At 71.4% G+C, this 14,825-nt stretch carries 12 protein-coding genes; 10 read left to right on the top strand and 2 right to left on the bottom strand.

What is annotated here, in order from left to right:
* Positions 1-151 precede the first annotated feature (151 nt).
* From K7C98_RS29395 to K7C98_RS29385, 3 genes are all read left to right on the top strand, one after another.
* Positions 152-1,096, top strand: coding sequence for a TetR/AcrR family transcriptional regulator (locus K7C98_RS29395; RefSeq protein ID WP_224195114.1), 945 nt, complete (start codon positions 152-154; stop codon positions 1,094-1,096).
* Between the two features lie 5 nt (positions 1,097-1,101).
* On the top strand, positions 1,102-3,759 hold the full coding sequence (locus K7C98_RS29390) for a phosphoenolpyruvate synthase (protein WP_224195113.1): 2,658 nt from the start codon (positions 1,102-1,104) through the stop codon (positions 3,757-3,759).
* 73 nt (positions 3,760-3,832) lie between these two features.
* Positions 3,833-4,324: a hypothetical protein gene (locus K7C98_RS29385; RefSeq protein ID WP_224195112.1), complete on the top strand. Its 492-nt coding sequence runs from the start codon at positions 3,833-3,835 to the stop codon at positions 4,322-4,324.
* Positions 4,325-4,965: 641 nt separating this feature from the next.
* Here K7C98_RS29385 and K7C98_RS29380 read toward each other — a convergent pair.
* The gene (locus K7C98_RS29380; RefSeq protein WP_224195111.1) at positions 4,966-5,244 is read right to left on the bottom strand and encodes a hypothetical protein; all 279 of its coding nucleotides are present in this window, start codon (positions 5,242-5,244) and stop codon (positions 4,966-4,968) included.
* On the opposite strand from K7C98_RS29380, the gene K7C98_RS29375 reads away from it, so the two are divergent.
* The 4 genes from K7C98_RS29375 to K7C98_RS29360 all read left to right on the top strand — a co-directional run bounded on the left by K7C98_RS29375 (position 5,228) and on the right by K7C98_RS29360 (position 11,044).
* Entirely contained in the window at positions 5,228-6,943 is a 1,716-nt protein-coding gene (locus K7C98_RS29375) for an IgGFc-binding protein (protein WP_224195110.1), read from the top strand. The genes K7C98_RS29380 and K7C98_RS29375 overlap by 17 nt on opposite strands.
* Before the next feature lie 131 nt (positions 6,944-7,074).
* Positions 7,075-8,355 (top strand): hypothetical protein, encoded by a 1,281-nt coding sequence (locus K7C98_RS29370; protein WP_224195109.1) that lies wholly within the window; start codon positions 7,075-7,077, stop codon positions 8,353-8,355.
* A gap of 98 nt (positions 8,356-8,453) precedes the next feature.
* Positions 8,454-9,293: a hypothetical protein gene (locus tag K7C98_RS29365; protein WP_224195108.1), complete on the top strand. Its 840-nt coding sequence runs from the start codon at positions 8,454-8,456 to the stop codon at positions 9,291-9,293.
* A gap of 494 nt (positions 9,294-9,787) precedes the next feature.
* Positions 9,788-11,044, top strand: a complete 1,257-nt coding sequence (locus K7C98_RS29360; protein ID WP_224195107.1) for a hypothetical protein — start codon at positions 9,788-9,790, stop codon at positions 11,042-11,044.
* Here K7C98_RS29360 and K7C98_RS29355 read toward each other — a convergent pair.
* Complete coding sequence (locus tag K7C98_RS29355; protein ID WP_224195106.1) at positions 11,008-11,994, bottom strand: MBL fold metallo-hydrolase; 987 nt, start codon at positions 11,992-11,994, stop codon at positions 11,008-11,010. The genes K7C98_RS29360 and K7C98_RS29355 overlap by 37 nt on opposite strands.
* A 572-nt stretch (positions 11,995-12,566) precedes the next feature.
* Here K7C98_RS29355 and K7C98_RS43995 point away from each other — a divergent pair.
* From K7C98_RS43995 to K7C98_RS29335, 3 genes are all read left to right on the top strand, one after another.
* Complete coding sequence (locus tag K7C98_RS43995; protein ID WP_263429942.1) at positions 12,567-13,538, top strand: fibro-slime domain-containing protein; 972 nt, start codon at positions 12,567-12,569, stop codon at positions 13,536-13,538.
* Between the two features lie 148 nt (positions 13,539-13,686).
* Positions 13,687-14,286, top strand: a complete 600-nt coding sequence (locus K7C98_RS29340; protein ID WP_224195105.1) for a hypothetical protein — start codon at positions 13,687-13,689, stop codon at positions 14,284-14,286.
* Positions 14,286-14,825: hypothetical protein (locus K7C98_RS29335; RefSeq protein ID WP_224195104.1), on the top strand; the 540-nt coding region annotated here is incomplete at its 3' end. The genes K7C98_RS29340 and K7C98_RS29335, both read left to right, overlap by 1 nt.

Genomic DNA, 14,825 nt, shown 5'->3' with positions numbered 1-14,825 from the left:
TAAAGACCCGCGTCGCAGGGACCCGCTGCGCCGTCTCCGGGCCGCCCCGCGACGCTCTCCACGCCCCGCGACTCCGAACGCGCGACCTCCTGACGGTCCGCGCGACCTCCGGTGAGCCGCAGTCCGCGAATCATGCCACCCCGCAAGTAGCATGTCCGAACGGACATGCACGAACCGACACTCTATCCATTCGTCGCGTCACACTGCGAAGGGCCAGAGACACGAACGCGCGCGGATCTGCCCTGCGCGAAAATTCCCCGTTGCGACCGGTTCACACGGCCTTGACGGAACGGAACGATTGATACACATATCTATCGTGCCATCCCAAGCGCCCGTGACTCTCCCCGAGCTGCTCGAAATCGCGCGCCGCCTCGTCGACGAGGCTGGGGCTGACGCGCTGACCATGGATCGGCTCGCAGAGGCGGCTGGCATCTCGCGCAGCTCGGCCTACCGGCTGGTCGGCAGCCGCGAGGCCCTGGTGCAACAGCTCGTCGCGGCCGGCGTCGACGTCGAGGCGCGCGGAGACGCGCGCGAGCGGGTGCTCGCTGCCGCGCGCGACGTCTTCTCCCGCCAGGGTCTCGACGGCGCCACGGTCGAGGCCATCGCCGACGCCGCCGGCGTCGGCACCGCCACCGTCTACCGCCAATTCGGAGACAAGAAGGGCCTCCTCCGCGCATTCGCCCAGAGCATGAAGATCCGCCAGGCCGTGTGGAACGCCGCGCGCGGCCCCTCCGGCGACCTCGAGGCCGACCTCGAGCGCCTCGCCGTCACCGCCCTCGAGCAGATGCGCGGCGACGAGGCCCTCCTGCGGATCATCCTCGGCGAGCGGTTGCGCGGCAGCAGCGTCCTCGGCGAGCTCGCCGACGCCCCTGACCGGTCGATCCACGGGCTCGCCGCCCTCCTGCGCCATTACGTCGAGCGCGGCGAGCTCCTCGACGAAGACCCCTACCGCCTCGCTCGCGCCCTCCAGGGCCTGCTGTTCGGCTTCGGCCTGTTCGGCGCCCTGTGGGGATTGCCCGGCGACGGCGATCCCCAGCGCGACGCCAGGACCGTCGTCGCCATCTTTCTCCGCGGTGCAAAGCGAGGTGTAAAGTGATGATTTTGCCATTTGCTCACATCGGCTCCGACGACCTCTCCCGCGTCGGCGGCAAGGGCCAGAACCTCGGCGCGCTGGCCCGAGCCGGCTTCCCCGTCCCGCCCGGCTTTGTCGTCACCACCGCCGCCTATCACCATTTCGTCGCCGATTGCCCGACCTTCCCCGCCTGGCTCGATCGGCTCGACGCCCTCGATCCCGACGACCTCGCCGGCGCGCGCGAGCTCGGGGCCGCCGTGCGCGACGCCCTCCTGGCCGTCCCGCTGCCGTCCGCCCTGCTCACCGACCTCGACGCCGCCCATCAGGCCCTCGGCATCGATCACGCCTACGCCGTGCGCTCGAGCGCCACCGCCGAGGACCTCCCCGGCGCCTCCTTCGCCGGCCAGCAGGACACCTATCTCAACATCCGCGGACGCGACGAATTGGCGTCCGCCGTGCGCCGCTGCTTCGCCAGCCTGTTCACCGACCGCGCGATCCTCTACCGCGCCCGCAACGGCTTCGGTCACCGCCACGTCGCCCTCGCCGTCGTCGTCCAGCAGATGGTCATCCCCGACGCCGCCGGCATCCTCTTCACCGCCGACCCCGTCACCGGTCACCGCCGCACCCTCACCATCGACGCCGGCTACGGCCTCGGCGAGGCGCTCGTCGGCGGCCTCGTCACCGCCGACCTCTACCGCGTCGACCGCCGCACCGGCGCGATCAAGGAGCTGCGCCTCGGCGACAAGAAGGTCGCCGTCCGCCCCCTGTCCGGGGGCGGCACCGTCACCGAAGATGTCCCCGAGGACATGCGACGCGCCCGCGTCCTCGACGACGCCGCCGTCGCCGCCCTCGCCGACCTCGGCGCCCGCGTCGAGGCCCATTACGGCGGCGTCCCCCAGGACCTCGAATGGTGCCTCGTCGGCCGCGAGCTCTGGCTGGTCCAGGCGCGCCCGATCACCTCGCTCTATCCCTTGCCCGAGTCGTTGCCGGACGACGGCAGCGTGCACCTCTACATGAGCTTCGGCCACGGCCAGAACATGATCGATCCGATCACCCCGCTGGGCCGCGACCTGTGGCGCGTCGTCTTCCCGATCGGCAAGACCCGCCTCGACGAGATCCCGAGCGGACCGACCACCATGGTCGACGCCGGCAGCCGGATCTTCCTCGACATCACGCCCGCGCTGCGCCTCGCGCCGACGCGCCGCCTGATGCTCCGGATCTTGCGCGCGGTCTACCCCGACGTCGCCGCCGGCCTGGTCACGCTCCTCGATCGCCCCGAGGTGCAGGCCGCCGCCAGGCCGCGGCCCGCCGCCTTGCGCCTGGTCGCCCGCTTGATGTGGACCGTCCCGTTCGACCTCGCCTGGATGTTCCTCGGCGCGCCGCTCGAGCGCCAGGCCGCCTGGGCCGATCGCCTCGTCGCCGATCGCGTCGCCGCCTTCCGCACCGCCGTCGCCGCCCAACCGCCCGGCGCCGCTCGCCTGCGCGCCGCCCGGCACGAGCTCACGCAGGTCTTCACCATCATGCCGAAGATCGCCCCGCGCCTCGTCAGCGGCCTGCTCAGCCTCGGCCGGCTGCGGCGTCGCTTCGCCGGCACCGCGCGCGCCGGCGACGTCGAGACCCTGCAGCGCGGCCTCGTCGGCAACGTCACCACCGAGATGGACCTCCGCGTCGGCGACCTCGCCGACCTCGTGCGCCCGCACCCCGAGCTGCTCGCCGGCCTCGCGCACGTCCGCGACGGCGACCTCCGGGCCCTCCGCGACCTCCCCGGCGGCCCCGCCTTCGTCGACGCCTTCGCCGCCTTCCTCGCCCGCTTCGGCATGCGCGGTCAGGCCGAGATCGACATCGGCCGCCCGCGCTGGGCCGACGACCCCACCTTGCTGCTCACCAGCATCCGCGGCATGGCCAGCCATGGCGACGCCCCCGGCAAGCACCGCGAGCACTTCGCCGCCCTCCAGGCCGAGGGCGAGGCCGCCGCGCAGCGGCTCGTCGCCGCCACCACTCCGGGCCCCGCGCGCTGGTGGGTGCGCCGTCAGGTCCAGTGCGTGCGCCACTGCCTCGGCGTGCGCGAGCACCCCAAGTACTTGTTCGTGCAGTGCTTCGAGCACGTGCGCGCCGCCGTGCGCGCCGCCGCCGAATCGCTGGTGCGCGCCGGCCGGCTCGACGCCGTCGACGACGTGTGGTTCCTGACCTACGACGAGCTCATCGCCCTCGCCGACGATCCGCGGGCCCTCGCCCCGCGTTCGACGATCGCGGCCCGCCGCGCCGACCTCGAGCACGCCCGCCACATCCACCCGCCGCTGCTCGTCACCAGCGAGGGCGAGATCCCCGAGCGACCTGTCCCGAAGGACCTGCCGCCCGGCGCCCTCGCCGGCCTCGGCGCCAGCGCCGGCGTCGTCGAGGGCATCGCCCACGTCGTCCTCGACCCCGCCGCCCAGGTCCTGCGCGCCGGCGAGATCCTCGTCGCCCCCTACACCGATCCCGGCTGGACCCCCCTGTTCGTCCACGCCGCCGGCCTCGTGTGCGACGTCGGCGGCATGATGACCCACGGCTCCGTCATCGCCCGCGAATACGGCATCCCCGCCGTCGTCGGCGTCGGCGACGGCACCCGCCGCCTCAAGTCCGGCCAGCGCCTGCGCGTCGACGGCAGCCGCGGCATCGTCGAGGTGCTCGCCGAGGTCGCCCCATGAAGGCCGCCCTTTCGCCGTGTCCTTTTGGACCTGTCCATTCGAGCACATTCAGCATCACCGCGGAGACCGGCCGATGAAGGTCGCCCTCATCCTGCTCGGCGCCACCCTGCTCGTCCTCGGCGCGCTCGCGGCCATGCAGGGCGTGTTCGTCGACGGCCTCCAGCGATCGGGCCGCACCTTCCTGGCGATGATGCCGATCCTCGTCGTCGCGTTCTTGCTCGCCGGCATGGCCGAGGCCCTCCTGCCCGCCGGCTTCGTCGAGCGCTGGCTCAGCGACGCCGCTGGCCCGCGCGGCCACCTCGTCGCCTGGTTCGCCGGCGCCCTCACTCCCGGCGGCGGCCTCCTCGGCATGCCGCTCGCCGCCGGCCTCCTCAAGGCCGGCGCCGGCGTCGGCGTCCTCGTCACCTACCTCACCAGCATGGCCCTCCTGCCGCTCCTGCGCGTCCCCATGGAGATCGGCATCTACGGCGGCCGCCTCGCCGCGCTCCGCATCGTCGCCTCCTGCCTGCTCCCCTTCGCCGCCGGCTACACCGCCCAGGCCCTCGTCCGCCTCGGGCGCACCTGATGTCGCATAGGGGCATGTTCTATCCGACATGTTTTATTAAACATGCTCGATGGGGCATGTCCTTTCAGTTCATGGAGCCCGACTGCAGTGGCTTCGCTGATTGCCGGATGCGCCTCGCGGGGGGTCCGGGGATGATTCGGCCGCCAGTTCAGCGTGCCGATGACCCCGACTTCGTCGTGGTCATCTCGCCCTCGTATTGGCGGCCGAATCATCCCCGGACCCCTGGCACGGCTCACCCGTGAGAAGCCGACCCGCCGACGCGAGCTTCGATGCAGGACATCCTGCGGCGCGATCGGCTGCGCCTGCTCGTCGGCCTGATCGGCCGCCGAGCAGACGCTTTCTGGCGTCACAAACGGCGGGTCATCTCCCGCGGCGAAGCCGCGACATTCGCGTTCGGTGCCCGGCTTCGCGCAACCCGTGCCCTGCCGTCGGGCCGGCCGAAGACAAGTTCGTCGAGGCCGTCGATTCGCACCAACGGCCAGGATCGAGCTCCGCGAAGGGAGGCCGTCCAGCCGCAGTTCCTCGCGCAACGACGCGACAGATGCGCTCGCCCGAGCCCGGAGGCGCAGTTCTGCCCGGCTGCGAAGGATCTCGGTCGGCCGCTATAATCGCCTGCTCTCCATGTCGACGACCCGCCTCGCTCACTCCGTTGTCCTGTCCGCGTCGGTGTTCGTGTCTGCCTGCAGCGACGACGGCGGCCGCGAGACCGCCACCGCCGCGTCGGGCATCCCGACCATGCCCACCTTGACCACCGACCCGACGAACGCGTCGGCTCCGTCCAGCGACAGCGAAAGCCCCACCGGTACGGACAGCGACGGCCTCACCGGCACCGCGACGGCTTCGACCACCGACACCGACGGCACGCCGACGAGCAGCACGACCGTCGGCCCCGACCCGACCTCGGTGAGCACCACGGACACGGGCGACCCGACCTCGGCGAGCGCGACGAGCACAGGCGACCCCGGCCCGCTCTTTTGTTCGGACGACCTCCACACCGTCGTCGACGAGCAGGGCAACCCGGTCGAGCAGTGCGCGGGCGACCAGGCCTGCTTCGACGGCGCGTGCGCCCCCGTGTGCGAGGTGCTCGCCGATCTCCAGGGGACCAGCGGCTGCGACTTCTGGGCCCCGACGCCGCCGTTCTACCTCAACGCCGGGGGCACCGCGTACGACGGCCCGTGCTTCGCGGTGTTTCTGGCCAACGCGTGGTCGAGCCCGGCCAACATCGTCGTCGCGCGCGGAGGCCAGCAGATCGACGTCAATATGTTCGGGAGGATCCCCAAGAGCGACGGCAACAACGTCGTCTACGAGCCCATCCCCCCCGGAGGTCTCCCGCCCGACGAGGTCGCGATCCTGTTCCTGTCCCACAAGCCAGGTGTGCATCACGAGCTCGGCTTCACGCTCGAGTGCCCGGCCCCGCCGGCCGTGTTGCAGGACACCGCCGTCCCCGGCACCGGCATCGGGCAGGCGTTCCACATCCAGAGCGACGTACCGGTCACCGCCTACGACATCAACCCCTACGGCGGCGCGCGCAGCTTCCTCCCGAGCGCCTCCCTGTTGTTCCCGGCGACCACCTGGGGGACCAACCACATGGCGATCGCCCCGGCACCGAACAACAACGCCATGTTCGCGCTGGTGGTCGCGCGCGAGGACAACACGGTGATCAAAGTGGCGCCCGCCGCCAACTTCCCCGGGGGCGGCGGCCAGCCGCCGGCGCCCGCCGGCGTGACCACGCAGTACATCCTCAACGCCGGCCAGATCTTGCAGTGGTCGCAGCCGGGCAACAACTTCGACCCGAGCGGCGCCATCTTCGACAGCGACAAGCCGATCGGGCTGTGGACCGGCTCGACCTACATGTTCGTCGCGAGCCAGACCATGGGTCCCGGGGGCGGCGAGGCGGCCCACCAGCAGATCGCCCCGGTCAAGGCCATGGGCAACGAGTACGTCGGCGCCGGCGTCGTCACCCGTCTCGCCAACCTCGCCCCCGAGAGCGTGCCCTACCGCCTCGTCGGCGCCGTCGACGACACCATCCTCACCTACGACCCCGCCCCGCCGCCGGGCGCCCCGACCGCGCTGTCCGCCGGCCAAGTCGTGCAGTTCCAGACGACCTCCTTCTTCACCGTCCGCTCGCAGGACCCCAACCATCCGTTCCTCTTCTCGCAGTACATGTCCGGCACCAAGTCGGGCACCCGCCCGGGTTGCGCGAGCCAGGTCCTGAACCTCAGCTGCGGCCTCGGCGACGAGGAGTGGGTCAGCCTGCTGTCGCCCAAGCAGTTCCAGAACCGCTACGTCTTCTTCACCGACCCGACCTACGGCACCACCAACCTCGTCATCATCCGCGCCAAGCAGGACGGTGTGTTCGCCGATGTCACCGTCGAGTGCCTCGGCACGGTCACCGGCTGGCAGCCCGTCGGCGCCGAGGGCACCTACGAGGTCGCCCACGTCGACCTCGAGCGCGGCAACGTCCCGACGGGCATGTGCGGCACCAGCCGCCACCTCGCCGAGAGCGAGGGCCCGTTCGGCGTCGTCGTCTGGGGCACCGACGTCTACGCCTCCTACGGCTACCCCGCGGGCAGCGACATCGCCAAGATCAACGAGGTCGAGCTGCCCGTCCCGCAGTGACCGCGACCGCGCGACAGCCGAGTCGCGCCATGCGAATGGCCGGTCGCCCGTCCCGCCATTCGCGTGGGCGACGACGCCCACACGACACGGCATCCTGACGCGCCACGCAAACGAATACACTCACCGACGTCATGAACGCCGCGCGAGATCCGGACGAGGCCTATCACGACATCGTGCAGGCGGTCGCCCGCCCGCGGATCGACGGCGCCACGCGGGCGCAGCTCGACGTGCTCGGCCTGCACCTCCTGCACGTCACCTGGGAGGACACCGCGCGCTACAAGGGCTCCGCCGTCGGCCCGAACATCAGCGACATGACGATCCAGGTCCAGAGCCGCAGCCGCGGGCGGCCCTGGCTGACGTGCATGCCCGTGATCCGCTTCCCGAACTTCGCCGACCGCACCGGCGACCTCCCGATCGACGTCGTGCGCCTGCACGTCGGCAACGAGCGCGGCGAGCCGCTGCGGACGATCGGCCTGCGCGAGTACCTCGCCGACCTGCGGGCCCACCTCACCTGCCCGGACGGCTGGGCCGGCGATGTCGGCACCCTGCTCGCTCCGCGCGACACCCACGTCCTCGTCAGCCCGCAGGCCTGCCTGCTCCCGGTCCCGCGCGCCGGCCTCGCCACCTTCACCCCGGTGATCTTCAATTATCAATCGCGCCGCCGCGACCCCGCCGTGCTGGCGATCCTCGCCACGCGCGAGGGCACCAGCGCCACCGTCGTCGACAACCACCGCGACGCCTTCACCGTCGCCGGCGCCCTGGGTCAGCGCTTGTTGTTCAACCGGGCCGGACAGCGGGCCGCGTTCACCGCCACCCGCGCCAGCGAACACATGTCCTCCGGGACAGGCAGCGACGGCCCGGCCGCCGCGAGCGCCGTGCTGCTGATCCAGATCCCGCTGCGTCAGTCGCGACTCGAGTCGCAGCCGACGCCGGCCATCGACTGGACGGTCATGGAACAGGAGCGCGGGATCTCCAACCTCGAGCCCGCCGTCATCGGCCACGGCGACGTCGAGGGTCCGTTCACCGAGATCGGCGGCCTGCCGATCGTCCGCGACGAGCGCTTCCCGATCCGCGTCACCGTGCAATTTTACAAGGCCACCAGCGACGGCCTGCTCGACGAGGACGTCCTGGTCGACATCGGCGCCCAGCTCGAGCGCGTGCTCGCCGACGCGACCGCCGTCGGCTCCCTCGTCGACGCCGGCGAGACCGGCCGCGTCACCGAGTGGGACGACGGCGGCGCCGGCAAGCGCCAGCCCCCCTGCTGGTGGGGCGCCTTCTGGCGCCGCTACGCCGCCGACAACGGCCTCCCGCTCGCCGAGGCGCTCGAGCAGTGGTTCCGCCGCCAGCCCGCCTACCCGAGCACGCCGGAGGACCTCCTGCGCGACATCACCGGCCTGTCCCCGAAGCCCTGACAAGCCCGGGAGACATGAAACGTCTCGCCGCAGTCGCGGTGGACGGGCGATCCGGTACCCTCGAGCCATGTCTCGCTCTCGTTCGCTCCTGCGCGGCCATGGCTCGCCTCGAGCCCTCGCTCCTCGCGCTCCACCTGTTCGTCGCCGCGTGCGGAGACGACCCAGCACAGGGCGACGCCGGCGGCAGCTCGACGGAGCACGAGACCACGAGCGCCGCGACGACGAGCGAACCGACGACCGGCGAGCCCGAGCCCTGCAGCCGCGTCCACGACGGCGATCTCGTGGTCTGGCCGGGGACCGATCTGGCGAGTCTGGAAGACATCGGCCATGTCCGCGGCGATCTCCGCGTCCTCCTCGGCGATGACGATCAGCGGGACCTGTCCTTCCTGAAGTGTCTCCATACGATCGACGGCTCACTGGACATTCAGGGCACCACCCGGCTCGAGTCCACCGAGGGCCTCGAGAACCTCCAGAACGTCCAGTCGGTCCTGATCGTCGACAATACCAATCTCAGGACCGCCATCGGCTTCGCTCGACTGCGTTCGACCGTGGGACTCACGTTCCACGGCAACCCGGCCGCCGAGTCGATTCGCTTCGATGCGCTCGAGGCCCTGGTCTGGATGCGGATCGGCTTCTGCGCCGACACGCTGCCGGCCGCGAACAACCTCGCGCTCGCCGACCTGGCCGGCTTCGCCGCGCTCACGACGATCGAGCGGCTCATGCTGGAGGGCAGCGAGGCGCTCGCGGCGGCGGAGCTCCTCGACGCCCTGGCCGCCAACGGCGACTCTTCGCCGCTCCTGAGCGCGACCATTCGCCACAGTCCTCTCCTCTCCGAGGAGAGCGTCCACCAGGCGCTGGACGCCCTGTGCGTCGCAGCACGAGACGTGTGCGGGAACGCGGCCGGCGACCCGATGTGTGTATGCCTCATCGGCGGATGAAGCCCTCTCATCGCGTCACCCCGCCGGCCTGCCGGAACTCGCCGCGCAACGAGGCCCGCCGGTCATGTCCGCGAGAAAGCGTCTGTTCGGCGGCCGAGAAGGCCGTCGAACAGGCGCCGATAACCTGCCCCAAAAGACATCCCTCATCGAAGTCGACGACGGCGGGCCGGCTTCTCACGGGTGAGCCGTGCATGGGGCCCGGGGATGGCTCGGCCGCCAATACGAGGGCAAGATGACCACGACGAAGTCGGGGTCATCGGCACGCTGAACTGGCGGCCGAGCCATCCCCGGACCCCCCGCGAGGCGCATCCGGCAATCAGCGAAGCCAACCACAGCCAATCCCCGCGTCCGCGCCGTTGAGCGACCTCATCGCGAAGGCCCCGAGCACCCCGACACCACCTGTCTCACCGACCAGATCATCAGGCCCCCGCCGATCCACGATCGCGCCCACGATCGCGCCCCCGCGCATCCTCGCCATGCAGTACCATCGCGTCATGTCTCGCACTCATTCGCTTCTCTTGTGCGCCCTGCTGCTCCTCGCCTGCGGCGACGACGGCCGCCCTCAGGACACCGCGAACGGCGCCACGCAGACCACCAGCCCTGGCCCGACCACTCTCGGCCCGACCGAGGCCACCACCACCGACGGCGGCACCACCGTCGACGAGCCCACCTCCACCACCGTCTCGACCTCGGGCACTCCCAAGCTCGACCTCGGCGTGCAGCCGGACCAGGGCGACATGACCACCGGCGAGTGTGCCGCGCAGATGCTCGAGCCGCAGGTGCAGTCGATCCCCGTCGACGTCATCGTCGTCGTCGACACCTCCAACTCGATGCAGGCCGCCATCGCCGCCGTCGAGGCCAGCATCAACGTCGATTTTGCCGCCATCCTCGCCGCCAGCAACATCGACTACCGCGTCATCGTCCTCGGCGACTACCCGCCCGGCGATCAGCTCTCGATCTGCATCAGCGCCCCGCTCTCCGGCACCGACTGCAACGCCCCGCCGGCCGTCCCTGCCGTCACCGAGCGGTACAAGCACTACGACGCCGTCACCGGCTCGGGCGCCTTCCTCGCCAACATCCTCGCCTGGTACGGCGCCCCCGACGTCCACGGCCTCGCCCCGGGCGGCTACAAGGATTTCCTGCGCGACGGCACGCGCAAGGTCTTCCTCGCCATGACCGACGGCAGCAGCGCCTCGGACGCCGACGCCGACGGTGACGCCTTCGACGCCGCCCTGCTCGCCTTGAACCCGCCGCACTTCGGCACTCCTGGCGCGCGCGACTACGTCTTCCACACCATCATCGACATGAGCCCTAACAACCCGCCGGACGCCCCGTGGTTGCCGGGCGATCCGATGCAGGGCAACGGCGACTCGATCCAGCGCGTCAGCATCCTCAGCGGCGGCTGGCGCTTCCCGCTGTCGCAGACCGGCGCCTTCAGCGTCCTCTTCCAGGAGATCGCCAAGGACGTCGTCGAGAGCACCCCGATCGCCTGTTCGTTCCCGATCCCCGAGCCGCCGATGGGGGAGATCGATCCGAACACGATCGAGATCGACTACCAGGTCGGCGGCATGCCCCCGCCCAAGCCGTTCCATCAGGTCGTCGACCTCGCCGGCTGCGAGCCCGACGCCTTCTACATCGAGAACGCCACCGTCGTCCTGTGCCCGGCCGCCTGCGCCGAGGTCCAGGCCGACCAGGCCGCCAAGCTCGACGTCCGTTACGGCTGCGACGTCGGGTTCGACCCGGCCGGCTGATCGCCCTCGTTCGCGCTCGCGCTCGCCGGTGCGTTCGCCTGCGCCAGCCGGCGCCACACCGCGGGCAGCCCGATCTCGAGGAACACCGGGAAGCGGTAGCCCGCGTACTTGCGCTCCAGCTCCGCGCGCACCCGCAGCACCGCCGCCGGCTCGGGCGGCGTCGTCGGCGTCTCCGCCTTCACCAGATCGATCACCGTCTGCAGGTACTCGCGCTGGGCCGCCAGCAGCTCCGGCCCGGCCGAGCGACCGCGGCCCGGGTGCACGTGGCGGGGCTTCATCGCCTCGATCTCGGACAGTCGCTGCAGCCACGCCTCCGTCTCGCCGATCTCGAGCCACGCGTGGGCCTTGTTGGTGACCAGGTCGCCGACGAACACGTGGTCTTCCCATTCGATCACCACGTGCGCCGCGCTGCACCCGGGTCCGAGCACGTGCGCCTTCAGCTCGAGGCCGGCCAGCTTCAGCGTCGTCGTCGTCGCCCCGAAGCTCTGCGGCTGCGGCACCGCACTCGGCCAGTCGGGCGCGTAGCGCTCCGCGAACGCCTCGGTGCGGCGGGCGAACACCTCGGGGATCGCCGCCACCACCTGCTCTGCCGTCCACACCTCGATCCCGCGGGCCTGGAACGTCGCCGTCCCGTTGAACTTGTCGGGGTTGGCGTGCAGCACGATCGCCGCCGCCACCTTCTTGCGCGTCACTCGTTCGGCCGCCGCGATGACCTCCGCCGCCACCGAGGGCAGGAACTGCACGTCGATCACCACCACGCCCTCGGGCCCCTCGATCCAGAAGCTCGACGTGTCGAACGACCAGCCCGACGAGATGTACTGCCCGATCCGCCGGTCCGCCAGCGGCACCTCCACCTTGCCCGTCATCGGCGTCGACGAGTGCGTCACGCAGGCGGGCGCTGCCGACACGAGCAGCGCGAGGGAGACGGGGCGGAGTGCGCGAGCGAGCATCGGCTGCGAAGGCTAGTGCCCCGGCCGCTCCGTGTCCACCGCGGCCCGCCGGCGCGGATGTCTCGAAGGACATCTGATTTCATCGCCCCCGCGCCCGCGCCGGGCCCTCGCTCCCCCGGACCTGTCGGTCGCGCGCCGAACACGACCTGCGATGTGAACATCCTATTCGGCACGAGCGCCGATCCGGCCGAGCCGAGTTACCCGCAGAAGTTTGCGGTCACGTCTACCAGCAGACCGTGCAACGGACCGCGGCGCTCCGGGAGCTCGCGGCCGCCGGGGCCCACGTGCAAGAGCGCCTGGATCCGCCAGCAAGCTCCGCCGATAGCGACCGGAACAGCGGCGGTCGAATTCGTGCGCGCGTGTCCTCCTTGTCGACGGGAGCCCGGCGGTCGGCGCCACGCGGGCCTCCGCGCGCGGGCCGCCGGTGACGCGCACCAAGCCCGCGCGCTGACGCCCCGCCATCGCCGCGCAGGTTCGCGGGGCGAGCCTCACCCGGACATCCCCCGACGCAGTCGGGGGCACGGGCATGGTATGAGGAGGATCGTCGAGCGGCCCGTCCGCGTGAGCGTCCCATGCGACATGTCTTCAAATACAGCTTCCTCTTCTCGGCCCTCGTCCTGCTCGCCTGCGGCGACTCCGGATACGTCCAGGGCACCAGCGACAGCGCCGGCAGCCTGACCCAGATCACCGCCACGCCTGGCACTGCCACCACCGACCCCGGCACCACCACCGAGGTCGCCTCTACGGTCACCGACGCCACCACCGACGCGCCGACCACCGGCACGTCCACCACCGGCCCCGTCGAACCGGGCACCACCACCACCACCACCGGGCCCGACACCACCACCACCACCACCACCGAGACGACCACCACCGAGACGACGACCACCACCACCAATACCACCACCACCGGCGACCCGCCGCCCGAGTGCACCTCGGTGCTCAAGGCCGTCGTGCGCGACTTCAAGAACAGCCACCCCGACTTCGAGAGCTACAGCGGCGCCCTCGACGGCATCGTCCAGACCGAGCTCGGGGCCGACAAGAAGCCGGTCTACGCCCACGCCGGCGGCACCGCGGTCACCACCGGCCCGGCCGAGTTCGCCCAGTGGTACAACGACGTCCCCGACGTCAACCAATCGTTCGAGATCGAGATCATGTTGACCGAGACCATGCCCGGTCAATACACCTACCAGAACAACAGCTTCTTCCCGCTCGACAACCAGGGCTGGGGCAACCAGGGGCAGAACCACAACTTCCACTTCACCACCGAGATCCACACCGAGTTCACCTATTCGGGCGGCGAGGTGTTCACATTCACCGGCGACGACGACCTGTGGCTGTTCATCAACGGCAAGCTCGCCATCGACCTCGGCGGCGTCCACGGCGCCCTCAGCGACTCGATCGACCTCGACGCCAACGCCGGCTTCTTCGGCATCCAGCTCGGCGGCAGCTACCCGATGGACATCTTCCACGCCGAGCGTCACACCTCCCAGTCGAACTTCCGCATCGACACCAGCATCCAGTGCTTCGTCATCCCGGGCTGACGTCCGACCTCTCCGACGGCGCGCGCGACGGCCCGCGACCGCACCGGGCGTCGCGCGAGCCCGCCTGAGTTCGGGAGCGCGCCCGCGCTTCCCACCAGCACGCCGGACGCCTCGACACGACCTGGCATGGTAGTGTCGCGCCGCCGCCGTGCTCGCGCTCCTCTTCGCCCTCGCCTCGGCGCCGCCGACGGAACCGACGCAGCTCCCTGGCCCGCCGCCGCTGCCCGAGCCGCCGCCGCTGCAGCGCGAGGATCACCGCGAGCGCGGCCGTTCGCCCGGCTACTACTTCAACCACCGCGAGCGTCCGCGCCTCGGTGCGCGCCTCGGCGTCGGCGTCGACGGACGCCTCGCCGGGCCCATGCCCGCGCGCGCCGCCTTCGCCCTCGACGTGCTCGCCATCGGCCGGATCCCGGCATCGCGTCGACACCCGCGCTTCACCCTCTTCCCCGAGCTCGGCTTCAGCCTCGGCGCGGGCGCCCGGGACACCCGCGGTTACCTCTTCAACGCCGGCCTCGGGCTCGGAGGCACCGACAAGGGCGTCGGCATCGCCGTCGTGCCGCGCTTCGTCGCCGGCTCGTACAGCGGCCAGCGGGCCCTCGGCGTGCGCGCCGGCCTGCTCGTCGAGAAGATCAACCCGAACGGCGGCGGCCTCGAGCTCGCCTATCAGGCCCTGTTCCTCCCGGGCGCGGTGGTCCACACCATTCACGTCACCCTCTACCTCGGGTTCCTCCTGCCGAAGGTCTATTGATGCGTCGCTCCCTGCTGCTGTTCGCCGCCGCGCTGTGCGCCTGCGCCCCGTCGCAGCGGCGCCTGCTGGCCGGGCGCCACTACCCCGAGGCCTTCGCCGGCGCGCGGGAGGGGGGCCTCGACGGCGGCGCCGTCCTGGCGCAGCTCGCCGTCGACCTCGATCCCGCGCTCCATCTCCAGGCCGTCCCCGCCGCCGAGCTGCGCGCGCAGATCCCCGGCAACCCGCTCGACCTCGACGACCTCGTGCTCGTGCGGGCGATCCACGACAGCCACCAGGTCACCCTCCCCGGCTATCGCGTGACGCTCGAGCCGCGCCGCGACGGCCGCCCGCTCGCGCCGGTCGACACCTCGATCGCCGCCCTCGCGGGCCGCACTCGCGAGGGACTGCCGGAGACCCGCACCGTCGCGCACGCCGCCCAGCCGCGCTACGTCCTCGATCTCAAGACCCGCTTCCCCCTGCTCGAGTTGTTCGGGCGCCTCACCCTCAGCGCGGTCACGCTCGGCGCCGTGCCGCTCCTCCGCGACGTCGGCACGCCCGCG

The organism is Nannocystis pusilla (genome assembly GCF_020073745.1).
In the GTDB taxonomy this organism is placed as follows: Bacteria; Myxococcota_A; Polyangia; order Nannocystales; family Nannocystaceae; genus Nannocystis; species Nannocystis radixulma.
Note: the sequence above shows the minus strand (reverse complement) of the source record. Positions and strands in the feature narration are given on the sequence as shown.